The sequence below is a fragment of the Alteromonas sp. AWM4_230 genome (assembly GCF_056158305.1).
Genome location: NZ_JBSWTB010000001.1, coordinates 2,720,871 through 2,746,265 on the forward strand (window position 1 = coordinate 2,720,871; position 25,395 = coordinate 2,746,265).

Below are 25,395 nucleotides of genomic sequence, written 5' to 3' on the forward strand. Positions count from 1 at the left end.
AAAATATTTGTTTGTTTATAGGAAACTATAATAACGCCATCCCGCGATGAGGTACACAAAACAAAAAAAGGCCAATACGTTGATATTGGCCTCCTTACTATTACGCTACAGCATATAAAAATGCACTAAATAGATCATTTAAGGTGCATTAGCATTTTTTCTGGCTGGGTAAGATAACTCATCCATAAATTATTGAAGCGCACCATAGTTGCACCATCAATAATTCGGTGATCACCCGACCAATTAACTGCCATGATATGTTGTGCGCTAACATTACCCTCATCGTCAAAGCGAGGAAGCTTTTGAGTCTTACCTAACGCCACAATAGCGGCTTCCGGCTTGTTAATTACCGGCGTAGCAGTGATACCGCCGATAGCCCCAATGTTTGAGATGCTGATAGTACCACCTTTTAAATGCTCGCCGGCTACGCGCCCTGCCCTCGCTTGCTCGATAATATCTTGCATTTGAACGGCAATATCCAGTAGTGAAAGATCTTGTACCCTTTTAATATTAGGCACAAGAAGTCCAATTTTGGAATCTACCGCAAAGCCAATATTGTGATCAGAATAGTAGCTAATCTCAGTGGCATCCTCATTGAGTTGACTGTTAATTACAGGAAACTCGTTAAGTGCCAGCGACAACGCTTTAACGAAAAATGGCATAAAGCTTAATTTAACATTGTTCGCCTCAAACTCAGGCTTAAGCAAGCTACGTAACGACATTAGGTTGTCCATCACTAACTCATCGCTTACAGTGAAGTGAGGAATTGTGTAGACCGACGCGGACATCTGCTTGGCCATGGCGGCCTGAATACCGCGCACTTTTTCCGTCTTAACGGTGCCTTTAACTACACTGTGTGCACTATTTTTATCGCCTTTTTGTGTGGTGGGCTCGTTTGACGAAGCATCTGACGTATCTTGTGCCGACGCACCAACATTTGTTTGTTGTAAATTGATTACGTCAGACTTAAGAATACGCCCTTTTTTACCAGAGCCTTTAACTGTAGACAGGTCGATATTCTTTTCTCTAGCAACACGTCTTACCGCAGGGCTCGCTAGCACTTTACCTTCAATAGCAATAGGTGGCTCAAACTCACCCTCACTGAATTTCGATTGTGGGCTGTCATCTAAGTTTTGTGGTACAGCATTTGATGAACTCGTGCTTGACAGTTTAGATGTATCATCTGAGTTGTCAGACGTGTCACTTGTTACCGCAGATTCGCCGATAACTTCTAGTGCGAACAAGGCACTATGTACTTTGGCGATGTCACCTTGGGCGTAATAAAGCCGATGCACGGTTCCCGCATTTTTGGCAGGAATTTCAACCACTGCTTTATCAGTCATCACTTCAACAACAGCTTGATCTTCTTCGATGTCGTCGCCCTCGGCCACATTCCATTTCACAATTTCACACTCAACGATACCTTCACCAATATCTGGCAGTATAAAGTCTTCAATGTGCTTGCCATTGGAATCACTAGAAGGTGATAAACCTCCTTGGGCGGCAGGTGTGTATTCAGGCCCTTCAGCGCTATCGTTTTCTTTTATACGCTGCGTATTTGCCTCAGTGCTTGTGTCGCTATTTGCTCCTGCATCGTACGCATCATCCGGCGTCATTGAAAATAGTGGCTCATGAACCTTAGCAATATCGCCAACCGCATAATGCAACTTGTTAACCACCCCAGCATGCATAGCTGGAATTTGAACGGTGGCTTTGTCGGTCATTACTTCAGCTACGGGCTGATCTTCTTCAATGTGTTCACCTTCTGAAACCAACCATTCTAAAAGTTCACATTCAACAATACCTTCACCTATATCCGGTAAGATAAATTCAATTGTCATATCATTGTCTCCCGGTTTAATAATGAAGCGTACGCTTAATAGCTTCGTACGTTTTGGTTTCGTCTGGCATGTATTCTTTTTCATGAGCCAATGGATATGGCGTATCTAAACCACAAACCCTAGCAATCGGCGCCTCAAGATATAGAAAACAGCGCTCTTGAATGCTTGCTGCTATTTCACTTGCAAAGCCACCTGTTAACGGAGCTTCATGGTTTATCAGTAGACGACCAGTTTTCATGACAGATTGCATCACTGTTTCAACATCCCACGGAAGTATGCTGCGCAAGTCGATAATTTCACAGGACACACCATCTTCAAGGGCCATTTCTGCAGCTTTTTGCAAGATTTCTATCTGTGCCCCCCAACCTAGAAGCGTAATATCGCTACCTTCCTGCACAATATCCGCTTTACCTAGCGGTAGCTCGTAATCTTCTTCTGGTACTTCTGATACGGAGGCACGGTAAAGTCGCTTAGGCTCCATAAACAATACGGGGTTTTTATCGCGAATTGACGCAAGTAATAAACCTTTTGCTTGGTACGGATCACGAGGGATAACAATCTTAAGACCTGGGCAATGTGCAAAGAAAGCTTCAGGTGACTGGCTATGGTAATGTCCGCCTGCGATCCCACCGCCGTATGGAGTGCGGATAGTTAATGTACCTACATCAAACTGTCCACCTGAACGATAACGCCACTTCGCTGTTTCGTTTACTATTTGATCAAAAGCTGGAAAGATGTAATCACCGAACTGAATTTCTGCAACAGGAACCGAGCCTTGCGAGGCTAAACCATTGGCAAAGCCAATAATGCCTTGCTCAGTGAGTGGCGTGTTGAAGCAACGGGCTTTGCCAAATTTTTCTTGAAGATGGCTCGTTGCCCGAAATACACCACCAAAGTGACCCACATCTTCACCAAAGACCATTACTTTCTCATCTTCGGTCATGGCAGTGATGAGTGCATTATTAATTGCTTGTAGTAAGTTCATCTTGGCCATTATTTCACTCTCCCTGCGGTTTTAGGGTACATCTTTGGGTATTTCTTTATGTGTGCTTTTAGTTCGTTAAGTTGTTCTTTTAGGTGCCATGGCGCTGTATCGTAAACGTCTTCTACTATATCGTCGATAGCACATACGTCTGTTTTCTCACAACTCTTCATCGCAGCTAATACATCTTGTCTTGCTTTATCAACACGTTTTTGATTTTCAGCTGCATCAAACCACCCTTTGCTTTCTAGCCATTTTTCCATACGAGCGATAGGGTCTTTTGCACGCCATTTGTCTTCTTCTTCACGAGAGCGATAGCCTGTTGGATCGTCCGACGTTGAGTGTGCAGCTAAGCGGTACGTCATGGCTTCAATGAGCACAGGGCACTTTTCTTCAATGGCGATTCGGCGGGCTTCTTTTGTAGCGGCATAAATAGCTAACACATCGTTACCGTCAACACGGATAGTTTTGATACCGTAGCCTAAGCCGCGAGACGCAATACCATCACCTGCAAATTGCTCTTCTGCGGGCGTTGATATGGCGTAACCATTGTTACGACAAAAGAAAATTACGGGGCAATTCAGTACAGCTGCCATATTTAAGCCAGCATGGAAATCGCCCTCTGAAGCTGCACCTTCACCAAAGTAGCAAATGGTCACCACGTCTTTACCCGACATTTTTTGTCCGTAAGCGTAACCAGAAGCTTGAGGGATTTGTGTGCCTAAAGGCGAGGAAATGGTCATGAAGTTAAGGGGCTTGTCACCGTAATGGATAGGCATTTGACGACCTTTGTTAGGGTCGTCCTTATTGCTAAACATTTGGTTCATGAATTGTTCGGTCGTATAACCACGGTAGGCCAGAGCGCCTTGTTCACGATATTGCGACATAATCATGTCATCGTCTGATAACGCAGCAGCACTTGCTACTGATGCGGCTTCTTCACCTGTACTCGCAAGATAGAAACTGATACGCCCCTGACGTTGTGCACCTACCATGCGTTCGTCCAACACGCGGATATAATGCATGGTATTAAAAATTTTTAATGCTTCATCTTGGTCAAGTTCAGGCTCTACCGCTTTTTCGATAATCTCGCCTTCTGATGACAAAATTTGAAGCATTGGGATATCAACAACCCCTTTTGTAATGATTTCGACCTGATTTGTTGTTTTTACTTCGGCCAAATGATTTCTGTCTTTCACGTTTGTTCCCCTTAAATATGAGGGTTAATAGCGACTTTTATAGTTTGGGATATGCTAGATGAGGAATTGCAGGAGTGTCTTACTTATTCGAAGGTAATAATTCAGATGGATGAAATCACTATACTCAATTAGTCTAAATTAAAAGGATAATCGTCCTAATAAAGTAAAGCTCATGTAAATTTTATGAAAACAGCGTAGGATAATCCTCATAGTAAAATTGTATAATTGAGCGGAACACAAAGTTCGCTGATGGTTTTTTATGTAATTTTATTTCAATTTTATTCGACGAACTATTACTTCAGCAGCCAATTATTCTAGTTTTATTTCAAATTTAACTGACACCCAAATGTAACAAAATATGTAATTTGTGTATTTCTGAAATACACATTACATAACCCGCGAAATTGTGCTAACAATAAATGTGTCATGACGGCAAATAGCGATAAAAAAGGGCATTAAGCCTTTAAAGCAAATAAAGACCGTCAGGCCCAGGGAACTATTCACACGAGAATAATTATGAAAAAAACAATTATCAGTACGGTAGTTGCAACTGCACTAGCAGGTTCTGCTTTTGGCGCGTTTGCTCTATCAAATCAAATCTCCGGCCACAGCGTTGAACAACAAAACGCAATTGAGGCTTCTTTCGATAAAAAGAATATTCTTGCAAATGCTATTCAAACAAGTAGTGATAGCGTTCGCGTTATCGTTCAGTTAAACGACGTACCTATGGCGCAATTTAGCGCTGTGAACCCGAGTGTTAGCAGTATGTCTGCGCACAAAGGGCAAAAGGTTAACTTTGAGTCAAACGCAGCGAAGGAATATAAATCGTTCCTTGAAACTCAACAGCAATCTGTTATCCAATCAATTAAAGCGTTTGATAAATCATTTAAAGCTGACCTGTCTTACACAGCGGCTTTTAACGGCTTCGCTGGTATTGTATCAAAAAGCGCGCTTGATAAGCTTTCGAGCCTATCTACAGTTAAAGCGGTATACCCAGACGTTATTCACCACGCACAAATGGATGCCAGCTTAGACTTAATCGGTGCGGTTGAAACTTGGGAACAGTTTGGCGGTAAAGAAAGTGCCGGTGCGGGTGTCAAAGTAGCTATCATCGATAGTGGTATTCGCCCACAGAACCCCCTATTTAGCGGAGAGAACTTCGAAGCGCCAGCCGCAGATACCCTACCTACTGACGATTACTGTTCGGAAGTCCCTGATTTTTGTAACAACAAGCTAATTGTTGCTCGTGCAGCGGATATCGTAGAAGGTTTCTCAGTTGTTGAGGAAGAGTATGAGAGCCCACTAGGTTTTAACGGCCACGGTACTCACGTTGCAGGGACTGCAGTGGGTAACTACGGTGTAATGGCTGAGCGCGACGGTGCAGAAGCTGAAATTTCTGGTGTTGCACCGGCTGCGTATCTTATGGTGTACAAAGGCTTGTACGCAACTCCAGCAAACCCAGCATCTTCAAGCGGTGCATCTTCAATGTTACTGTCAATGCTTGAAGCTGCACTGACAGACGGCGCTGATGTTGTTAATAACTCTTGGGGCGGCGGCGCTGGCGGTAACCCTAACGGCTCTGTATACGAAGATGTACTTGAAGCCATGCACGATGCTGGTGTAGTTACCGTATTTGCAGCAGGTAACGATGGTCCAGGTGAAGGTACAATTGGTTGCCCGGGTTGTTCTGAAGACGTTATCACGGTTGCAAACACAACAACGGGTCGCTTGTTTGCAAACGAAGTGACTATCGAAGGTGATACCACAATTGGTTCAATCCCTGCGCTTTATTCAGTGGGTAACCCTGCAATTGTTTTCGATAGCCCAATTACGGCACCGGTTGTTTATGCTGGTGAAGTTAATGCGGAAAATGTGGAAGGTTGTGATGCATTCGACGCTGGCGCGTTTGAGGGTGCAATTGCACTTATCAGCCGTGGCACTTGTGGTTTCGTAACAAAAATTGAAAACGCAGAAGCGGCTGGCGCTGAAGCTGTGCTCATCCACAACGTAGATGGTCGCGGAGAAGCGCCAATCTTAATGGGCGGCCTAAGCGAAGCGCAAACTATTCCTTCACTAATGCTCCCAGCTACGCCAGGACAAGCACTTGCAACTCTTGCAGTTGAAACAGACGAGTCGCTAAATGTAACCATTGGTAGTGAAATTGTTCGAGTGGTCTCAGATAGCCTTGCTGACATCATGAATGAAAGCAGTTCTCGTGGACCAAACGGCGACCCTACATTCCTTAAGCCAAATATTGCGGCACCTGGTACACGTATTTTCTCTGGTGAATCTCCAGATGCTCCAGGACATGAAGGCGAATCTTTCTCGTTTAAAAATGGTACGTCTATGGCGTCACCACACGTAGCAGGCGCAGCGGCTCTACTTAAACAAATGCACCCAGACTGGACTGCACAGCAAATTAAGAGTGCGCTTGTAACGTCTTCTATCCGAGACGTACTTAAAGAAGATGCTGCTACACAAGCAGACAACTTTGACATGGGTGCAGGTCGTTTAGATCTACCTCGTGCTACAACTGTTGAGCTTACATACAGTGATTTAAGCTTGGTAGATGGTAGCTGCTACTTGAACTGTGAAATGTCTATCACGGTTACTAATACTAGCGACGAAGAAGTAACTGTCGATGCAACCGCTATGTTTAACGACGCTGCTATTGTAGCAACCGTTACACCACAAATGGCTACTCTGCCAGCAGGTGCTTCTGCTGAAATTATGGTTGCGGTAGACGTTACAACAGCCTCTACAGGCTCATGGTCGTTCGGTGGTATTAACTGGGCAGATACAGACGACACAACGACGGATTACTTTATTCCTGTTGCGGTTTACCCTATTAGCACAGATAGACCAGAATTGTTTAGTAGTGATGTTAGTACTAGTTTGGCTGAAGAAGAAGAATTAGTAAGAGTAACTGCATCAGCAACTAACCAGAATGTGACAGGTATGATTGGTGTTACTGGTTCAATCGATCACAAGTTCGAAATTGACCCTTCTAGTATCGCAGCGGTTAAGAATGGTGACCAACAGCCGGTATCTTACGACGCCGATAAAGGTGAAATCTATTGGGAAGGTGCATTGAATACCTCGTCGTATTCACTTGATTCTGACACTTCGATTGGAGCGCTAACAGGCGGTTACCTGCCAATGGCTGCATTAGGTGTACAGCCTCTTACGTGTTCTGGTTCGTGTGATGACACGTCTATCACGCTAACTGGCCTTCCTGAAATGACTTACCTTGGCAAGACCTACACGTCAATGCAGGTTTCTTCAAATGGTTACATTTCTCTTGGTACATCGTCAGGCAACGTAACGACCCCTTCACCCGCTGTTATGCCAGACAGCAATGAACCAAACAACGTACTAGCTCCTTTTTGGACTGACCTTGATTTACTAGGTACTGATGCTGGTGATGAAGGTACAGGTAACTTATATGCAGCTAACTTGAACGGTCCTAATGGCTCATTGTTGGTAATTGAATGGGAAAATGCTCAATTGTGGGGTATTCCTGATACTAGCTTTAATTTCCAAATTTGGTATGACTTTGCTTTTGATAGTATCCACTTTGTTTATGGTGAAATGGATAGCCCTCAATACGCAACTGTCGCAGGTTTTGAAAATAATACAGGTACTGCTGGCTTTACATTGGGTGCTCTAACTACGGCAGGCTCTCAAGGAACGCTTCCTGTAGCTGGTGATGAGTTTATTTTAGCATCATCACCAGGCGATGAAATTGAGTTCAGCTATAATGGTACTGTTCTTCCTTCAGGCGAATACATGGATGACATGCTAACTGTTGATGAAGATGCGTCGGTAACGGCTAACATCCTTGCTAACGAGATGGATAGCACGATCATTAACACGTTTACAATGGAATCACTTTCAGGTGATTTCCGAACGTTTACGCCAATTACTATCGATAAAGAGCCACTTGACCCGTCAACTGTTACAGTTACTACTGAAGCAGCAAACGGTTCAGTGACAGTTAACGATGATGGTACGGTAACCTACACACCAAATACAGACTTCTTTGGTGAAGACTCATTTACCTACACAGTCCAAGTTGAAGGTACAACTACTGATGAAGGTGAAGTTGTAGAAGGTGATGTTATTGGTGAAGGTACGGTAACTGTACAAGTTGCTGGGGTTCAAGATGCACCGGTACTTTCAATTTCTGCACCATCAAGTGTTGATGAAGGCGAGTCATTTACCGTAACAGCTTCAGCAACTGACGCAGACGGCGATGACGTTACGATCGCTATCAATGGTGTTGAAATGACATCATTCACTGGTACTGCACCAAGTCATGAGCAATCGACAACTGTGACGGTAGAAGTAACAGCAACAGACGGTATCGATACAACTGCAGAAACCGTAACTATTGCAGTTAACGATAAGTCTGGTGGTTCTATGGGCTGGATTGCATTACTTCTTGCACCAGCGGTATACCTGCGTAGACGCATGAAACGTTCATAACGTTTACTAAAAATGTAAAAAAAGGCCGCAATCGCGGCCTTTTTTAATCGTCTTTCGAAAGTTGCTGTAGATGCTGTGACATCCGCTTACTTGGCTGAACCCCAAGTTCACGGAACTTTTCAATTTGTCTAACGATGTTCCCTCGCCCGTTAGTTAGTTTATTCATTGCTTGCTCATAACTTGCCTGAGCGGTATCCATAGACTTTCCTACTTTTTCCATATCAGTAACAAAACCTACAAACTTGTCGTATAACTTAGCGGCTTGTTCAGCAATAAGCTGTGCATTTTGATTTTGGTACTCGTATTGCCAAATATTATTAATGGTTCTAAGCGCGACAAGTAAGTTTGTAGGGCTTACCAGCATAATATTGTGGTTTAGCGCCATGGTGACCAAGTCGGGCTCTTCTTCTACAGCAATTAAAAAAGCGGGTTCTATGGGAATAAAAAGTAAAACGTAGTCTAACGTCTTTAATCCTTTTAAGTTCTGGTAGTCTTTTGCGCCAAGACCTTTAATATGCCCTTTAATTGAAGCTACGTGCTGACTTAAAAACTGCGCTTTTTCCGTTTCATCATCACAATTGAAATAGCGCTCATAAGCTGCAAGGCTTACTTTTGAATCTATGATGACGTCTTTATCATTTGGTAAATGCACTACTACATCAGGCTGGAAACGCTTGCCTTGTTCAGATGTCGCAGACATTTGAGTTTCGAATTCGTGTCCTTCCCGTAAACCAGATTCCTTAAGAATGCGTTCAAGAACGACTTCACCCCAGTTACCCTGCTTCTTGTTATCACCTTTTAGTGCATTGGTAAGTGCAGCTGCTTCTTCTGTTATTTTTTGATTTAAAGCTTTTAAGCCTAATATTTCTGTTTTAAGTGACGCTCGCTCCTGGCCTTCGCGTATATGCTGCTCTGAAATTTGACGTTTAAAGCCATCTAATTCATTTTTAAACGGTGCCAGCACAGCCTCAATATTGTGCTTAGTTTGTTGTGTATAGCGCTGCTGTTTCTCTTCAAAAATTCGGTTTGCTAAGTTCTCAAACTGGGTTTGCAACCGTTGTTCAGAAGCATTCATAGCCGCTAACTTGTCTTCATGCGCCGCATGCAGCGCCTGAATTCTGGCCTGGTGGGCCTCGTTTTGTGCCTGAAGTTTTGCGTTAGCCACCCTCTCGCTGCTCAATTCATTTTGCAACGTGTCACAATACTGTGAAGATTGAAAAAGCTTTGCCGAGATATTTTGGCTGCGGATGAAAGAATAGAGAGCTAATAGACAAACACTAATAAAAGCAATTAAGAAAGCGACGGGTTCGCTTGAGATAAGGTTGGTAATCATAGTGCACATTCATACTGTTATTTTGTACAGCACTATAAACAAAATAATGAAAATATACCAATTTGTATAGGGTTAAAACAGGTGAATCAAGTGAGTGTTAGCTTCTCGCCCGAGGCCATGTAATCTCAATTAGAAACAAAAAACGGGCGACTGCGCGCCCGTTTCATTTAATTAATCGAAGCTTTTATACTTGTTTTGGTAAGCGAAATAATCTCACTTCGTGATGATTTTCGCGTTAGCCAAGTTATTTGTAAAAGCTTCACCGTAACTCACTATTTAGAAAGTGAAGCGTCAAGCTCTTCTATTTTAGCTTTCCAAATAGCAGGGCCATTCTTATGTGCATTGGCACCCGTGCTGTCTACAGCAACGGTTACCGGCATGTCTTCTACGTCAAACTCGTAGATTGCTTCCATACCTAAATCTTCAAATGCCACAACACGTGAGTTCTTTATCGCTTTCGATACCAGATAAGCTGCTCCGCCTACTGCCATAAGATATACAGCTTTGTGTTTTGCAATGGAGTCAACCGTTGCTGGGCCACGCTCTGCTTTACCAATCATGCCGATAAGACCTGTTTGTTCAAGCATCATGTCTGTGAACTTATCCATACGCGTCGCTGTTGTAGGGCCGGCCGGACCCACTACTTCGTCACCTACAGCGTCAACAGGACCCACGTAATAGATAAAGCGATTAGTTAGGTCAACGCCTTCTGGAAGGCCTTCACCATTTTCCATCATGGTTTGAATGCGTTTATGTGCGGCATCACGGCCAGTAAGCATTTTACCTGATAGTAATACCGTTTCGCCTACTTTCCACTCTTGAATGTCTTCTTTGGTCACTTCATCAAGGTTCACGCGGCGGGTGTTTTCACTCACTTCCCACGTTACTTCTGGCCAATCTTCAAGCTTAGGCGGCGTAAGTTCTGCTGGACCTGACCCATCTAGATAAAAGTGTGCGTGACGTGTAGCGGCACAGTTAGGGATCATAGCCACTGGCTTAGATGCAGCATGAGTAGGCAGAGACTTAATTTTAACGTCAACAACGGTCGTCAAACCGCCTAAGCCCTGTGCGCCAATACCCAGTTTGTTAACTCGGTCAAAAATTTCTAAGCGAAGTTTTTCATCAGTAGTTTGAGGGCCACGTTCAATAAGCTCTTGAATATCTACTGGGTCCATAAGGCTTTCTTTAGCAAGTACTGCAGCTTTTTCAGCGGTACCGCCAATGCCTATACCCAACATACCAGGAGGACACCATCCCGCCCCCATTGTAGGCAATGTTTTAACAACCCAATCAGCAATATCATCGCTTGGGTTTAGCATAACCATTTTAGATTTATTCTCTGAACCGCCACCTTTTGCTGCGATCATTACTTCAATCTTTTCACCCGCAACCATGTCGATGTGAACTACAGATGGCGTGTTATCTTTCGTGTTTTTGCGCGCACCAGCTGGATCAGCAACGATAGATGCACGAAGCGGGTTGTCAGGATTAAGATAAGCGCGGCGTGTACCTTCATCAACCATTTCTTGAACGGTCATGTCAGTTTTGTCCCATGTTACGCCCATACCCACTTTAACGAAGCAGGTTACAATCCCGGTGTCTTGACACAATGGGCGCTTTCCTTCGGCCGACATACGCGAGTTGATAAGAATTTGGGCCATTGCATCTTTCGCGGCTTGGCTCTTCTCTTTGTTGTACGCTTCTTCTACGGCCTTAACATAGTCGAGTGGGTGATAGTAAGAAATAAACTGCAGGGCATCTTCAATGCTGTCAATGAAGTCTTGTTGACGGATAACGGTCATGACATCCTCTTTTTATTTGGCTTTCGTGGTCTTAGCTAGCTAAAAAAGCGTATACTAGCGCATCTAAAGACATCGCACCATGCAAAACCATGTGCTTGGGGCTAATTCCAGATATTTTTACGCGCTATATTAGTTATACGCATTAGAAAGCGTTGTAATAGCGACAATAAAAACACTTGTTTGCAAGTGTCAGTTACAAATTGGCGGTCGTTCTTTTCTGCTTTTAAGCACTCGACGGCCTAGTTGAAAAGAAGTACAGAAAAACCTATGCCACACGCAGATACTATCAATGTTCATGTCACCCGTTTTACTCAACAGGAGTTAGTCAACGAATTTGCGCTAGACTGCGATAACACTGCAGTTTTCAATAAATTATTTGAACAAATATCTGCACAGCCCTACGCTATTTTATTCGACACTTCCGGCTCTTCTAAGAGCGATGGCCGGTTTAATATAATGGCCTTTTCACCTACCGCTGTCATTGAGGCGAAAGGTGAACAAACAGAACTAATCGATTTACACACCTCTTCACGCCAGCGTCTTAACATGCGGCCTTTCGAGGCGGTTCAAGCGCATTTGCATGCCAGGGTCGAATCTATCGAAGTAAAGGCTACTTTTGACACTACCCACTTACCTTTCATTGTTGGTGTAGCAGGAATGGCTGGATATGACACCGGTCGATTCTATGAAACATTACCCAGTATGGCTCAAAGCGACTACAGTACACCTGATTTCACCGTTGGCTTGTACTTGTACTCACTTATTGAAGACACCCAAACCGGATATATCTATTTTTGCAGCACAGATAATCGTCCGTTGTCGCAAGTATTTAAGTCGTTAAAGCAAGTAGCAACATCTAAGGATTTTAAGCTCACATCGCCCTTTGAATCTAATCTATCGAAAGACGCCTACGAAACATGTTTAGGTAAAATTAACGCTTATCTTCGTGCAGGCGACTGCTATCAGGTAAATATGGCACAGCGATTTAGTGCGGAGTTTGAAGGAAGCATGTGGCAGGCATATTGCGAGTTACGTAATCAGAATCAAGCTCCCTTTTCTGCCTATTACAACCTGCCACAAGGCTGTATAGCGTCTATTTCACCTGAACGTTTTTTACGTGTGAAAAACAAGGTTGTAGAAACTAAGCCCATTAAGGGCACTCGCCCTCGCTTTGACGATATTGAAAAAGATAAAGCCAGTGCACAGAGTTTGCTTAACGCCGAAAAAGATCGTGCCGAAAACCTTATGATTGTGGACCTGCTTCGTAACGATGTTTCAAAACACTGCAAGCCCCACACAGTAAAAGTACCCGCACTCTTTGCACTTGAAAGTTATGAAGCCGTGCACCACCTAGTTAGTACCGTAACAGGCGAATTAAACGACGCGTCGTCGCCTTTAGCGCTTTTAGCATCTGCCTTCCCAGGCGGTTCAATTACCGGTGCACCTAAGATACGCGCTATGGAAGTGATTGATGAACTAGAACCCCATCGTCGCCATATATATTGTGGCAGCGTGTTTTATATGGGGTACCGAGAAGATATGGATTCAAGTATCTGTATTCGCACGGTGTTAGCTGAGAACAATAGATTACATTGCTGGGCAGGCGGTGGTATCGTGCTAGACTCTGTACCAAGTGAAGAATACCAGGAAACACTTGATAAGGTATCAAAAATACTGCCCGTGCTAGCAATGATGAATCAGTAACAGAACAGTTTTATGCGCTCTAACGGCAAGCTTAATATCTGGCTTTTGACGTGCCCTGGTTTGTAACTTGCGTTGGATTGTGACTTATAAATAATTAGTATCTATGAAGAAAAGCGAATTTCTATCACAATTTCATCACTTAAGGCTGACTCACACTGAGCCTGACTTTCCTTTAAAGAAAACAGGACGGCCCGCGGCGGTTTTAATACCTTTGATAGACTATGGCAACTCTCTACAGCTTCTGTTAACTGAACGTGCACATCATCTGAAACACCACCCCGGCCAAATCAGCTTTCCGGGTGGAGCGGTGGATGAAACCGACAATTCTTTTTTTGCCGCTGCGCTTCGCGAAGCAGAAGAAGAAGTTGGCCTTCCGTCTACTCACGTAGATGTTATTGGCATGCTGCCAAAATATAGAACAATCAGTGGCTATGAAATAGCCCCTGTTGTAGGCTTTGTAAACCCTGACTTCACACCGGTTATCGATAAGAATGAAGTAGAGAGCGCTTTCGAAGTCCCGCTTGCTCATGTGTTAGATAGAAAGAACCACCTAGTCCATAATACTCACCGAAATAACAAAACTTTTCCTATATACTTTATTCCTTGGCAGCACCGTATGATTTGGGGCGCAACAGCTGCTATGCTACGAAACCTTTCGCACCATATTCACCCCTGATATCGAAAATTAGGCAGCCTTGTCTAAGGCCCTATAAATTAAACTTTACAGTCTATTAGCAAAACTAATCTCTCTATTAGCATTTCTGTATTGAGCTTTTTGCGTAGCGCATGCATGATCTTAATATTACTTAGTTTTAATTTATGAATGTTTATGATCAGTGTATTCGATATGTTCAGTGTGGGTATTGGCCCATCAAGTTCGCACACAGTAGGACCGATGAAAGCAGGTGCCGAGTTCGTTTCTGAACTTGCACAAGATACTGCGCTTTTCGATTCAGTGGATAGCGTAAAGGTTGAGCTGTTTGGTTCACTGGGTCAAACTGGCATCGGACACGGTACCGGGAAAGCTGTCATCCTAGGTTTATTAGGCGAAATTCCCGACGTAGTGGATGTTGACACTATTGACAGCAAACTCGAGGATATTCGTAATTCCGAACTACTTTGTCTCAATGGCCAGAAGCAGGTCCACTTCCCGAATAAAAATGCGATTGTCTTTCATCGCCGTAAGACACTGCCAAAACATGCTAATGCACTGACGTTTTACGCTTACTCAAAAGGTGAGCTGGTTAAAGAGCAAACCTATTACAGCATAGGTGGCGGCTTTATTATCAAAGACGAAGATTTTGACGCAACTAAAGCGCATGCCGCCAGCCTTCAAGCTTCGGTGCCCTTCCCTTTTAAAACCGCTGAAGAATTACTTGCGCTGTGTAAGAACAACGGTTTAAGTATTAGCTCTTTAATGCTGCGTAACGAAACGACTTTTAGACCGAAACATGAAGTAAAGCAACAGTTACATCATATTTGGTTAGTAATGAAAGCTTGTATTCAACGCGGTATTGAGAGCGAAGGAATACTGCCTGGAGGCCTAAAGGTGGTACGTCGCGCACCTGGACTTTATCGTCGCCTTCAAACCGAGCATACGAACGATCCTATGCAAACTATGGATTGGGTGAACCTTTTTGCTTTGGCAGTAAACGAAGAAAATGCTGCGGGAGGGCGTGTTGTAACCGCGCCTACAAACGGTGCCGCAGGTATTATCCCCGCCGTACTTCAATACGTAGATAAATTTATTCGACCTGTTGATGAAGAAGTAGCAAGCCGCTTTCTTCTTACCGCCGGAGCCATTGGCATACTTTACAAAGAGAACGCATCTATCTCTGGCGCTGAAGTAGGTTGCCAAGGAGAAGTGGGTGTTGCATGCTCAATGGCTGCAGGCGCCCTTGCCGAGATAATGGGCGGAACAGCGGCATCCGTAGAAAATGCTGCTGAAATCGGCATGGAACACAACCTTGGATTAACCTGTGATCCTGTAGGTGGCCTGGTGCAAGTTCCATGTATTGAGCGTAATGCTATGGGTGCAATAAAAGCAATAAATGCTTCTCGCCTTGCGCTACGCGGTACAGGTGAGCAAAAAGTGTCACTAGATAAAGTCATTAAAACGATGCGTGATACGGGTAACGATATGAAGACAAAATACAAAGAAACAGCGCGAGGCGGTCTCGCGGTAAATATCATCGAGTGTTAATCGTTAGCCCACTATGAACAAAGATTAGAAAACAAAAAAGGGGCGACAGCCCCTTTTTTCATTCGTCTTGTTTTTTCACAACGTCACTTAACTGGTAACGTCACGCCTTTGAACATTTTTTCAACTTCTTCATTATTTTTAAGCATCATGGCTTTTTCCACCTTATCTTTGGTAAGGTGAGGCGCAAATCGCTCAATGAAGTCGTACATGTAACTTCTAAGGAATGACCCTTTTCTAAAACCAATCTTTGTGGTGCTGTAATCGAATAAGTGACTCGCGTCTATTTTTACTAAGTCATCGTCTAATTCTTCGCTCACGGCCATTGAGGCTATCACACCAATACCTACCCCTAAGCGCACATAAGTTTTAATCACGTCGGCATCTGTAGCCGTGAAAACAATTTTTGGTGTTAACCCTGCTCTTTCAAAAGCCTGATCTAATTCCGAGCGCCCTGTAAACCCAAACACATATGTCACTAACGGATACTTTGCAATGTCTGAAATATCTATTGTGCCCTTTTTAGAAAGCGGGTGATCTTTGTTTACAATTACGCTGCGATTCCAGTGATAACACGGCAGCATAACTAAATCGTTGTATAAGTGAAGCGCTTCAGTGGCGATAGCAAAGTCAGCTTCGCCTTTAGCGGCTAGGTCGCTAATTTGAGAAGGCGTACCTTGGTGCATGTGTAACGACACCTTGGGGTACTTTGTCATAAAACCTTGGATCACGTCTGGTAACGCATAGCGTGCCTGAGTGTGCGTGGTAGCGATATTAAGCTTGCCTTGGTCGGGAAGTGTATGTTCTCTTGCAACGGCTTTGATGCTTTCTACTTTCGCAAGAATCTCACGAGCAATGTTGATTACATCATTACCCGCGTCGGTTACGTGAGTAAGGTGCTTTCCGCTACGGCCAAAAATTTGAACGCCTAATTCGTCCTCTAGCATACGCACTTGCTTGCTAATACCTGGCTGTGAGGTATACAAACTTTCTGCCGTTGCAGACACATTCAAATTATTATTGAGAACTTCTACGATATACCGTAGTTGCTGTAGCTTCATATTTTACACCGTATTATGGGATCGACTGACACTTTACTCCCTCCGTTATAACCAAAACTACGGTTTTTTACTAGTTGCTATTACAAAATTAGCATTATAAAGTTGAATTTAATTCATTTTTTTACAAATTTACGCGTATTTTGCCCTTCATTTTCTATTCTCTTCTACAGTATGTTTAGGGTCAAAAAGTCGCACGGCGTTTAATAGATAATGAGCAGTAGTAAACAAGTTACATCTTCAATCGATTTTTCATCTGTATTAGCTGCTGCTGTACACGATATGAAGAATTCACTATTTCTTTTAATTCAATCTATTGAAACATTAAGCGATTCACTTTCACCGCAAAACACTGAAGCAAGAGAACAAGTAGCAAGCGTGCATTATGAAGCATCAAGGCTAAACACGAATCTTGTTCAGATACTCTCTTTATATCGAGCAGAATTAGAAAGCCTGCCTATTACTGTTGATGAATGTTTTGTCAAAGATTTAGTTGAGGATGTTGTCGGCTCCAACGCACTCTACGTATCTCAAAAAAATATAGAAATTACTGTCGATGCTGAAGAGGACCTCAGTTGGTATTTAGACAGTGAGTTAATTTATTTGCTCTTAAACGATGTGATTATAAATGCAATGCGCTATGGCACATCGAAGATACTTGTTTCAGCCCGTATTGATGAAGATGAGTTTATGACTTTAAGGGTTGAAGATGATGGGAGTGGATACCCCGAAGCAATGTTGTCTAAAAGCCACGACGCGCTATGTGACTTTGAATTAAGCCAAGGTAGAACAGGCCTTGGACTGTTCTTTGCTAAACTCATTGCAAGCGCGCATTCTCAAGGCGACAGAATAGGAACGATTACCCTTTATAACGGTGGAAGCCTAGGCGGGAGTGTATTTGAAGTAAAAATACCGTAAGATTGTCCGATAACAATAGATAATTCAAAAAGTAACGCTCGTGGTTGATACAAAACAGACGTTATAAGATGTAAAAACAAACGGAAACACACGCATGTACGTGATTATTATTATTTTAATTGTTGTTTTGCTAATCGCAGCTATTTTCATTAATGCAATTCAACAACATCGTCAAAAGCAAGACGCCGAGCGTCGCACCGAGTTAGCCAAACAGCGCACTATTGTTGATGAAACCGAGAACATTATAGCTGCAAGTGTAAATATGCCGGTTTCTTCACGGATCATGGGTATTCTTCACAATCGCATTCTTAATGCACTCAAAACCATGAATGAATTATCAAGCACCGCAGAATTAAAACAACGGATAGCGAGTAGCGAGCAAGCTACAGCAGCGGCGCTCTCAGACAAGTCGACTGGCGTTTCAGAGTTTTCGTTGCCTGATAACGATAAAATGATAATTCAGTACATTCAAGCAGTTAAGAAACTGCGCATTGTGCTTCGCTCTGAACATAGCAAAGGGCAAATTGATTCAAAAGTATTTATGGATGAAGATAAGCAATTGGAACGTTTGCAGGTCAAAGTAAACGTAGAGACGCTTATTAAGCGGGGCCGCGCAGCACTGCAAACCAATATGTTGGGTTCAGCAAGACAATATTTTGAAAAAGCCAAAACAGCGCTGGAAAATCAGAACCCACAGGATGAATACTCTGCATCTAAACTTTCCACACTTAACGAGTGGCTTAACGAAATTCAAAGCAATCTTAAGAGCGTGAACGAAAAAGACCGCGCTAAAAAGCAAGAAGAGGAAAGAGACGAACTGGACGAGCTATTTGCTCCTAAAAAGAAATGGTAGTCCCTACTCTCATCAATTACGTTGCGTGTTATGTCGTTTGTGCATAATGCGCAATGGCCAAGTCCCACAAAGACTGAGCTGGTAACGACAAGCCCTTTCTTGCGTTTTTGATTATTCCTATATTTTTCACTAAAGGTTCATCAGCAATACTTTGTGCTACAAGACCAAGCCCCTCCATTTGATCTTTACAAATAGCAGGCATAATAGATATGCCTAAGCCATTTTGTATAAGCTTCCCAAGGGTAGATAGCTGACCTGTCTCTGCAATAATATTCAACTCGCCGAACTGCTGAAGCTTAGACTGCGTCCAGTGACGTACCGCAGAACCACGGTTCATCATCACCAAAGGGAACTGGAGACAATCCTTCCAATTAAGTGATTTGCCCAAGCTAGACAATAAGCCTTTATTTCCTACCACAACAAATTCATCGGTAAAAAGGCTGTTAAATACAAGGCCGTCTTTGCGTTCTGGCTCGAATGAAAAGCCTATTTCACTGCGCCCGGTAGTTACTTCGTGAATAACCTGTTCCATAACAACGTCTACTATTCTTAGGTTTACGTTAGGAATGCGCTGGTGAAACATTGATAATATGTTGGGTAAGTGTGACTCAGCAAACGAAGGCATAGCACAAACAGTGAGTTGGCCTTTAGCCATAGCAAATAGGTTTTGCATGTCTGAAAAAGTGTTGTCCCAGTCATGAAGTAAACGCAGCGCGTTTGGAAACAATACCTCTCCTTCAGGCGTCAAGCTTACGTTACGTGTATTACGCTGAAACAACTTTCCGCCTAATTGCTCTTCCATTTTTTTTATCGCAGAAGACAAAGCCGGCTGGGTCAAGTGCAGGCTCACTGCAGCTTCGGCAAACGTTGAAGACTTGGCCACTTCAACAAATGCCTTTACTTGACGGTATGAGACATCCATAAATTCAGTCCTCTACAACTTATTAATAAATAATATTTATTAATTAGAAGATTAATTCGATTTTACATATCTTGCAACAATGCTGATACTTATTTTTAACAATAGTGTTGGAGATAAGAAATGGCAGGGTTTAACAAAGTTGTGTCCTCGTACGATGAAGCCATGAAAGGCCTTGAAGACGGGATGACGGTTATTGCTGGAGGCTTCGGCCTTTGTGGAATTCCAGAAGGCCTAATTAGTCAAATTAAGACGTTGGGAGTGTCAGGCCTTACGGTAGTGTCTAACAATTGTGGTGTGGATGGTTTTGGGTTAGGCCTATTGTTAGAAGATAAACAAATATCAAAAATGGTGTCTTCCTATGTCGGTGAAAATGCATTGTTTGAGAAACAATTGCTTAATGGCGAGTTAGAAGTTGAACTTACCCCACAAGGCACGTTAGCTGAAAAAATGCGAGCTGGTGGTGCAGGAATTCCCGCGTTCTACACTGCTACAGGTTATGGCACGCCGGTCGGCGAAGGGAAAGAAGTTAAAGAATTTGATGGACGCCCTTATATTCTTGAGCATGCCATTACTGGCGACTTTGCAATTGTAAAAGCTTGGAAAGCAGATACCTACGGTAATTGTGTTTATCGCCACACTGCACAGAACTTTAACCCTATGGCGGCAACCGCCGGCAAAATCACTGTTGTAGAAGCAGAAGAAATTGTAGAGCCTGGCGAGCTAAACCCTAGCGAGATTCACACCCCAGGAATTTATGTAAACCGCGTTATTAAAGGGTCATTTGAGAAACGTATAGAACGCCGTGTAGTTAGTAAGGAGACCGTATAATGCTTAGTAGAGAACAGATTGCAATGCGCGTAGCCCAAGAATTCAAAGATGGCGATTACGTGAATTTAGGCATAGGTATCCCTACCCTTGCGGCTAATTATGTCCCTGATGATATCAGCGTTATGCTGCAGTCGGAAAACGGCCTTTTAGGTATGGGCCGTTACCCTACTGAAAGTGAAGTCGACGCCGACATGATAAACGCAGGTAAAGAGACGGTGACAGCTATAACCGGCGCTTCGATATTCAACAGTGCTGAAAGCTTTGCCATGATCCGTGGCGGACACGTAGATTTTACGGTTCTTGGTGCTTTTGAAGTTGATGTATCGGGCAATATTGCCTCGTGGATGATACCGGGCAAACTGGTTAAAGGTATGGGCGGCGCCATGGACCTTGTTGCTGGCGCGAAAAACATAATTGTTACCATGACTCATACCGATAAACGCGGTAACCCTAAGTTACTAAGCGAATGTACATTACCGTTAACCGGCGTGAACTGTATCACACGCATAATTACAGACTTAGCAGTTCTGAGCGTCGAGGACGGCGCCTTCGTTCTTCAAGAACGTGCACCAGGGGTGAGCGTGGATGAAATCAAAGAGAAAACAGGTGGAAACCTTGTGGTACCTGAAAACGTACCTGAGATGCAGTTTTAATAAGTTCAACAAGTAAACATGACACGCTTGCATACAACATTATACGTTTACGTTTAATTAGCCCGCGCTTACTAAGTAGCACATACTGTGTTCAAGGTAAGCGCGACTCGTAAGGCAACACGCTAATTCGTTTAGTTTAAGACTATCCAGCCCCACAACAACCGTTGTTTGTTCGTTATCAGTGCCATACACCCGAGTTTATAGCGTGAGGCGCAATAAGCCTTTTAATACACTGTGCATTAAGAGATAATGTGCATGAACGTTATTTTTAAAAAGGCTCACCTTTCTTGCTAGTTACTGATTTACCTGTCCATCATAAAATTATTTCAAAGCTCGAAACGAAAAACATTTCGACGCTAACCGAAATTCAAGAGCGTACTATGCTTCCTGCCATACAGGGTAAGGATATTATCGCGTCTTCAAAAACAGGGTCAGGTAAAACCTTCGCCTTTTTAGTACCTGCTTTAAACCGGCTAATGTCACAAAAAGCGTTAAGCAGACAAGACCCTCGGGCGCTTATTCTTGCGCCAACTCGTGAACTCGCCAAGCAAGTGTTCATTGAAGCCAAGTCAATGTGTACGGGCTTAAACCTTACTTGCTCGCTTATTGTGGGCGGCGAAAACTACAACGACCAAGTTAAAGCGCTTCGCCGTAATCCTCATATCATCGTGGGTACAGCAGGTCGTGTTGCCGATCACCTTTTAGACAAAAGCGTGTATCTGAACGGTCTAGAACTACTAATTTTTGATGAAGCCGACCGCATGTTGGATTTAGGCTTCTCTGCTCAGCTTAAAATGATCAACGACTATGCTGATCACAGAAAACGCCAAACTATGCTGTTTTCTGCCACGCTCGATAATATTGAGCTTAAGCATATGACAACGCAGTTGACCCAAGGTGCTGTTCGCGTTGCTGTAGGAGACTCAACGGCAGAGCATGGCGACATTGAGCAGAAGTGCTTCTTTGCAGACAACGTTGATAACAAAGATCAAATCTTACAGTTTGAGCTGGCCAATCGTACCTACAACCAAGCTATCGTATTTACTGCTACCCGTGAAGATACCGATAGAATTGCAGCATTGCTTAACGAAGAGAATTTAGAAGCTATTGCTCTTCGTGGTGATATGCTACAAAGCCAACGCGCAGCAGTAATGAGTGCATTTGCTCGTGGGCAGCACAGTATTTTGGTTACCACCGACCTCGCCTCCCGTGGTCTGGACCTGTCAAAAGTTGGCTTGGTAGTTAACTTCGACCTACCGAAAAACGCCGATGAGTATATTCACCGTATCGGCCGTACTGGCCGTGCTGGGCAAAAAGGCGAAGCTTTCTCGTTAATTGGCCCACGTGACTGGAACAGTTTTGAAGGGCTTAAGAATCACCTTCAATATGCATTAGAATGCTCACCGCACGACGAATTCTCAGCCTCGTTCAAGGGTTTCAAACCAAAGAAAAAAGTATCGAAAAAAGCCAACGCGCAAAACGGCAAAAAGCGTGTGGCTAAACCAGTTAAAAGAAACGCGAAAAAGCGCGTTGATACCATGTTGGGTGAAGATATCGGAATGGTTCCTGTTAAACGCAAACCAAGAAATACTCAGCAGGACGACGACGAGTAAAACACGTTTAATAGTTAATACTAATCCGCCGCTAATTATCATAGCTAGCGTTAATAGCGGCGGTCATCGCTTCATTTATTTCTAACAAACATCCTCTTACATACAGTCTCTTACATACTTCCTCTAGTATCGCTTGGTGATACATGCTTTGCTTTGCATATATAGCGAGAAATTATCCTCTAGCGTTATTCGTTACTCTAATTACCTTTAAAGCTTCTTTAGCCTTTCTTTTAAACGGATTTTATAAACATGAAAGCATTAAAACTCTTCTCAATATTACTCGTTGCTGTACTCATTGTTTCCGTACTTTTTATGGAAAGATAATTGCGAGTGTATTATTGCCTCAATACATTGAATGGGCGCATGAAACAGACAAGAAAGGCTTGGATAAGTAAGCCACTAAATGAACAAGAGTTGGCGCTAGCAGCTGAAATAGGCATTAAACACCCCGAAAAAGTAAGAGTCGTCTATGTGGATGAAGTGCCATTCCCTTATGAAAGTTTCGCCCTTAAGGTTTTTGGTGAAGCCGTTGGACTTGTTGGAGAAGGCATAATAAATAACGCACAAGTTTTTGGCTATTCAATTTACTCGCGTAAAGACTTTGAACTTAATAGACCAAAACTAACCCATGAGTTGGTACACGTATTACAAATTGAGAGAGCTAACTTAGACGAGGTTGTCACCCAACATTTCTTCGATATGGCTGAGTACGGCTACGACCAAGCACCACTAGAAGTCGAAGCTGCCAAAGCTAATAAAAAATACAGTACTGAATGGTAGCTCTTACTAGCTGGCTTACTTTTCTACCTTCGTCCAATATATACGCTCGCCTCTTAAGGATTAAAGCTCTGTTATAGACAAACACCAGACCTTTAAGGGTTAGGATATAAACTTTCGATTTGTGCCAGAAGCTGCCGTTCAATCATCTGTAATTAAACGGTAGAAGAGTACGCAAGCGTACCTATCAGACATTCGATATGTCTTTCTCGTTAAGGCACAGAATATGGTTTTTCTATGGAGATAGGTGTTAAAATAAAGTCTCAGCAAAAAGTTGTTGAGCGTATAGGGATATCGAATGAAATTATTTTTAACTTTTCTTCTTTTAATAATTAATAGTTTTGCTTACGGTGATAGTTTTTCTTGCCCTTATGGTAAGCAAGGTGCTTGTTTAGATTATAGTGACAAAGTTTGCTCTGCATTCTCTAAGTGTGTTGACCAAAATGCCACGTGTTTCAATCAAAGTGCATGTGGTTATGGGGGCTTCGTTTGTAAGTCTGATTTGGAATCACTCGCTAATGATTATGATAGCCTTGCTAGTAGATGTACGAGGGTAGCAAGTGACTATGATGATTTAGTAAATAAATATAACGACCTTGTAAATGATTACAACAACCAACTTGAAAAACATAACTCATACAAAAATTGTATTGAATACTCTCACAGTCTAGACGATGCCAAGTTGTGCTATTAGAGGCGTCTAGCAAGAACTTAGTATAAGACATATCAACCTAAGTTTTTCAAACTCATACCAGCACAAAATTCAAGCATAAAAAAACGGGTGCTTTACAAAACACCCGTTTTATCGTTTTCTTTTTGCGGTAACTATAAGCTTTTAAGACACACTCAATAGAGCGTACAGAAAACTTAGTGATGGTTTGCGTTACTAAGTAAACTTAGTACTCCCACCACCCTTCTTGCCACCACTCCAAAAACTCTTCAAAGTCGATGTAACCATCGTCGTTACTATCGATAAGCTTAAAGCCTTCCTGTACGTGGCTAGCTTTAGTCTTTGGTGAAATTACGGTTAGAAGCTCGATGAACTCAGGTAAATCGATTTGGCCATTGCCATCACGATCGAAAAAGCTGAAGTCCTTTCTAATTTCTTCAATTTTAGATTCTGAAAGTTGAGTGTCCACTCGCATTCCTTATTTCAACTGCAATAAACACGAGTGTAACGCCCTTCTTTCTGACTGTCTACGCCTGATTTTCTTTTGCTTTAAGTGCGCGTAAACGTTGAGCTTCTGCTTTTTCCTTACGCTTTTGTTCCATGGTCAAACGCGCTTCAGTACCTACGTGTTCCTGCTGACGCTCTTTCGCTAACTGAACCTGCTTTTCGCGCTCTCTAAAGCGAGCAATTTGTTCGTCAGTATGTGTGCCGTAGCAATGAGGGCAGCTTACGCCAGGCTCATATTTATCGCTCTGTTTGTCTTCTGCGGTAATAGGAAGTCGACACGCGTAGCACTGTTCGTAATGACTCTTTTCAAGGTCGTGGTTTACTGCAACGCGATTATCGAATACAAAACAATCGCCTTCCCACATAGACTCTTCTTTTGGTACATCTTCAAGATACTGTAAAATGCCGCCTTCTAAGTGGTAAACCTCTTCAAACCCCTGCTCTTTCAAATAGGCTGTCGATTTTTCACAGCGAATGCCGCCGGTACAGAACATGGCTACTTTCTTGTTTTTTGTCGGGTCGAGTTCTTTTTCTACGTATTCCGGGAATTCACGAAACGTGTCGGTTTTAGGGTCGATGGCGTTCTTGAAAGTACCAATTTCTATTTCATAACCGTTTCGGGTGTCGATTACGGTTACATCTGGGTCGCTTATCAGTGCATTCCAGTCTTTAGGCTTAACGTATGTACCTACGGTTTGGCGAGGGTCGATACCTTCAACGCCCATGGTCACTATTTCTTTTTTAAGTTTCACCTTAGTGCGATAGAACGGCTGTTCGTCGTGAAGTGATTCTTTGTAAGAGATAGGATTGATACGCTCATCGCTATTCAGATAAGCGAGCAATGCGTCGATACCCTCGCGAGTACCTGAAACAGTGCCATTAATGCCTTCGTGGGCAAGAAGAAGTGTACCTTTGATACCATTTGCTTCCATAGCTTCTAGAAGCGGCTGGCGGATTTCTTTAAAGTTTTCAAGCGCAACAAATTTATACATTGCGCATACAATATATTTAGACATATTTTAACCTTTGCTGATTGGAGCGTAAGAC

At 43.1% G+C, this 25,395-nt stretch carries 20 protein-coding genes; 11 read left to right on the top strand and 9 right to left on the bottom strand.

All coding sequences use genetic code 11. From position 1 onward, the window contains the following. Positions 1-134: 134 nt before the first annotated feature. From ACXACS_RS11715 to ACXACS_RS11725, 3 genes are read right to left on the bottom strand one after another with little or no spacing between them, the layout of a single operon-like run. Complete coding sequence (locus tag ACXACS_RS11715) at positions 135-1,841, bottom strand: dihydrolipoyllysine-residue acetyltransferase (RefSeq protein WP_474806747.1); 1,707 nt, start codon at positions 1,839-1,841, stop codon at positions 135-137. Positions 1,842-1,857: 16 nt separating this feature from the next. Then, entirely contained in the window at positions 1,858-2,835 is a 978-nt protein-coding gene (locus tag ACXACS_RS11720) for an alpha-ketoacid dehydrogenase subunit beta (RefSeq protein WP_061095031.1), read from the bottom strand. Then, positions 2,835-4,022 (bottom strand): thiamine pyrophosphate-dependent dehydrogenase E1 component subunit alpha, encoded by a 1,188-nt coding sequence (locus ACXACS_RS11725; protein ID WP_474806749.1) that lies wholly within the window; start codon positions 4,020-4,022, stop codon positions 2,835-2,837. The genes ACXACS_RS11720 and ACXACS_RS11725 overlap by 1 nt, the downstream gene beginning before the upstream one ends. Before the next feature lie 516 nt (positions 4,023-4,538). Between ACXACS_RS11725 and ACXACS_RS11730 the strand changes: the two genes are divergently transcribed. Then, a complete protein-coding gene (locus tag ACXACS_RS11730; protein ID WP_474806751.1) occupies positions 4,539-8,510 on the top strand; it encodes a S8 family serine peptidase in 3,972 nt (1,323 codons plus the stop codon). A gap of 43 nt (positions 8,511-8,553) precedes the next feature. Here the strand turns inward: ACXACS_RS11730 and rmuC are convergent, their stop codons facing one another. Together rmuC and ACXACS_RS11740 are read right to left on the bottom strand one after the other, a co-directional pair. Continuing rightward, a complete protein-coding gene (rmuC, locus tag ACXACS_RS11735) occupies positions 8,554-9,843 on the bottom strand; it encodes a DNA recombination protein RmuC (RefSeq protein ID WP_474806753.1) in 1,290 nt (429 codons plus the stop codon). Between the two features lie 272 nt (positions 9,844-10,115). Beyond that, positions 10,116-11,645, bottom strand: coding sequence for a fumarate hydratase (locus tag ACXACS_RS11740; protein WP_118494812.1), 1,530 nt, complete (start codon positions 11,643-11,645; stop codon positions 10,116-10,118). A 267-nt stretch (positions 11,646-11,912) separates the two neighbouring features. Between ACXACS_RS11740 and pabB the strand changes: the two genes are divergently transcribed. From pabB to ACXACS_RS11755, 3 genes are all read left to right on the top strand, one after another. Beyond that, positions 11,913-13,349, top strand: coding sequence for an aminodeoxychorismate synthase component I (gene pabB / locus ACXACS_RS11745; RefSeq protein WP_474806755.1), 1,437 nt, complete (start codon positions 11,913-11,915; stop codon positions 13,347-13,349). A gap of 103 nt (positions 13,350-13,452) precedes the next feature. Then, on the top strand, positions 13,453-14,025 hold the full coding sequence (locus ACXACS_RS11750) for a CoA pyrophosphatase (protein WP_179983451.1): 573 nt from the start codon (positions 13,453-13,455) through the stop codon (positions 14,023-14,025). A gap of 153 nt (positions 14,026-14,178) precedes the next feature. Beyond that, a complete protein-coding gene (locus tag ACXACS_RS11755; RefSeq protein ID WP_474806757.1) occupies positions 14,179-15,552 on the top strand; it encodes an L-serine ammonia-lyase in 1,374 nt (457 codons plus the stop codon). 83 nt (positions 15,553-15,635) lie between these two features. Here the strand turns inward: ACXACS_RS11755 and cysB are convergent, their stop codons facing one another. After that, positions 15,636-16,610, bottom strand: a complete 975-nt coding sequence (gene cysB, locus ACXACS_RS11760) for an HTH-type transcriptional regulator CysB (RefSeq protein WP_118494818.1) — start codon at positions 16,608-16,610, stop codon at positions 15,636-15,638. Between the two features lie 210 nt (positions 16,611-16,820). On the opposite strand from cysB, the gene ACXACS_RS11765 reads away from it, so the two are divergent. Both ACXACS_RS11765 and ACXACS_RS11770 read left to right on the top strand, forming a co-directional pair. Next, on the top strand, positions 16,821-17,525 hold the full coding sequence (locus tag ACXACS_RS11765) for a sensor histidine kinase (protein WP_474806760.1): 705 nt from the start codon (positions 16,821-16,823) through the stop codon (positions 17,523-17,525). Between the two features lie 94 nt (positions 17,526-17,619). Beyond that, positions 17,620-18,378: a hypothetical protein gene (locus ACXACS_RS11770; RefSeq protein ID WP_474806762.1), complete on the top strand. Its 759-nt coding sequence runs from the start codon at positions 17,620-17,622 to the stop codon at positions 18,376-18,378. 28 nt (positions 18,379-18,406) lie between these two features. Here the strand turns inward: ACXACS_RS11770 and ACXACS_RS11775 are convergent, their stop codons facing one another. Further along, positions 18,407-19,300, bottom strand: coding sequence for a LysR family transcriptional regulator (locus ACXACS_RS11775; protein WP_474806764.1), 894 nt, complete (start codon positions 19,298-19,300; stop codon positions 18,407-18,409). 120 nt (positions 19,301-19,420) lie between these two features. Between ACXACS_RS11775 and ACXACS_RS11780 the strand changes: the two genes are divergently transcribed. The 5 genes from ACXACS_RS11780 to ACXACS_RS11800 all read left to right on the top strand — a co-directional run bounded on the left by ACXACS_RS11780 (position 19,421) and on the right by ACXACS_RS11800 (position 23,865). Then, positions 19,421-20,128, top strand: coding sequence for a CoA transferase subunit A (locus tag ACXACS_RS11780; RefSeq protein WP_474806766.1), 708 nt, complete (start codon positions 19,421-19,423; stop codon positions 20,126-20,128). Continuing rightward, positions 20,128-20,781: a CoA transferase subunit B gene (locus ACXACS_RS11785; RefSeq protein WP_269917095.1), complete on the top strand. Its 654-nt coding sequence runs from the start codon at positions 20,128-20,130 to the stop codon at positions 20,779-20,781. The genes ACXACS_RS11780 and ACXACS_RS11785 overlap by 1 nt, the downstream gene beginning before the upstream one ends. 287 nt (positions 20,782-21,068) lie before the next feature. Continuing rightward, the gene (locus ACXACS_RS11790) at positions 21,069-22,394 is read left to right on the top strand and encodes a DEAD/DEAH box helicase (protein WP_474806768.1); all 1,326 of its coding nucleotides are present in this window, start codon (positions 21,069-21,071) and stop codon (positions 22,392-22,394) included. Between the two features lie 363 nt (positions 22,395-22,757). Further along, positions 22,758-23,174 carry a hypothetical protein gene (locus ACXACS_RS11795; RefSeq protein ID WP_474806770.1) on the top strand — a complete coding sequence of 139 codons (417 nt, stop codon included), beginning with the start codon at positions 22,758-22,760 and terminating at the stop codon, positions 23,172-23,174. Between the two features lie 295 nt (positions 23,175-23,469). Then, on the top strand, positions 23,470-23,865 hold the full coding sequence (locus ACXACS_RS11800; RefSeq protein WP_474806772.1) for a hypothetical protein: 396 nt from the start codon (positions 23,470-23,472) through the stop codon (positions 23,863-23,865). Positions 23,866-24,067: 202 nt separating this feature from the next. On the opposite strand, the gene ACXACS_RS11805 is transcribed toward ACXACS_RS11800, so the two are convergent. Together ACXACS_RS11805 and trhO are read right to left on the bottom strand one after the other, a co-directional pair. Further along, complete coding sequence (locus ACXACS_RS11805) at positions 24,068-24,310, bottom strand: EF-hand domain-containing protein (protein WP_474806774.1); 243 nt, start codon at positions 24,308-24,310, stop codon at positions 24,068-24,070. Between the two features lie 58 nt (positions 24,311-24,368). Next, a complete protein-coding gene (trhO, locus tag ACXACS_RS11810) occupies positions 24,369-25,364 on the bottom strand; it encodes an oxygen-dependent tRNA uridine(34) hydroxylase TrhO (RefSeq protein WP_474806776.1) in 996 nt (331 codons plus the stop codon). Between the last annotated feature and the right edge of the window lie 31 nt (positions 25,365-25,395).

Excerpts from the sequence above, each read along its gene's own strand:
- ACXACS_RS11715 (WP_474806747.1), bottom strand. The coding sequence starts at position 1,841 with ATGACAATTGAATTTATCTTACCGGATATAGGTGAAGGTATTGTTGAA.
- ACXACS_RS11720 (WP_061095031.1), bottom strand. The coding sequence starts at position 2,835 with ATGGCCAAGATGAACTTACTACAAGCAATTAATAATGCACTCATCACT.
- ACXACS_RS11730 (WP_474806751.1), top strand. The coding sequence starts at position 4,539 with ATGAAAAAAACAATTATCAGTACGGTAGTTGCAACTGCACTAGCAGGT.
- rmuC (WP_474806753.1), bottom strand. The coding sequence starts at position 9,843 with ATGATTACCAACCTTATCTCAAGCGAACCCGTCGCTTTCTTAATTGCT.
- ACXACS_RS11740 (WP_118494812.1), bottom strand. The coding sequence starts at position 11,645 with ATGACCGTTATCCGTCAACAAGACTTCATTGACAGCATTGAAGATGCC.
- pabB (WP_474806755.1), top strand. The coding sequence starts at position 11,913 with ATGCCACACGCAGATACTATCAATGTTCATGTCACCCGTTTTACTCAA.
- ACXACS_RS11750 (WP_179983451.1), top strand. The coding sequence starts at position 13,453 with ATGAAGAAAAGCGAATTTCTATCACAATTTCATCACTTAAGGCTGACT.
- ACXACS_RS11755 (WP_474806757.1), top strand. The coding sequence starts at position 14,179 with ATGATCAGTGTATTCGATATGTTCAGTGTGGGTATTGGCCCATCAAGT.
- cysB (WP_118494818.1), bottom strand. The coding sequence starts at position 16,610 with ATGAAGCTACAGCAACTACGGTATATCGTAGAAGTTCTCAATAATAAT.
- ACXACS_RS11765 (WP_474806760.1), top strand. The coding sequence starts at position 16,821 with ATGAGCAGTAGTAAACAAGTTACATCTTCAATCGATTTTTCATCTGTA.
- ACXACS_RS11770 (WP_474806762.1), top strand. The coding sequence starts at position 17,620 with ATGTACGTGATTATTATTATTTTAATTGTTGTTTTGCTAATCGCAGCT.
- ACXACS_RS11775 (WP_474806764.1), bottom strand. The coding sequence starts at position 19,300 with ATGGATGTCTCATACCGTCAAGTAAAGGCATTTGTTGAAGTGGCCAAG.
- ACXACS_RS11780 (WP_474806766.1), top strand. The coding sequence starts at position 19,421 with ATGGCAGGGTTTAACAAAGTTGTGTCCTCGTACGATGAAGCCATGAAA.
- ACXACS_RS11785 (WP_269917095.1), top strand. The coding sequence starts at position 20,128 with ATGCTTAGTAGAGAACAGATTGCAATGCGCGTAGCCCAAGAATTCAAA.
- ACXACS_RS11795 (WP_474806770.1), top strand. The coding sequence starts at position 22,758 with ATGAAACAGACAAGAAAGGCTTGGATAAGTAAGCCACTAAATGAACAA.
- ACXACS_RS11800 (WP_474806772.1), top strand. The coding sequence starts at position 23,470 with ATGAAATTATTTTTAACTTTTCTTCTTTTAATAATTAATAGTTTTGCT.
- trhO (WP_474806776.1), bottom strand. The coding sequence starts at position 25,364 with ATGTCTAAATATATTGTATGCGCAATGTATAAATTTGTTGCGCTTGAA.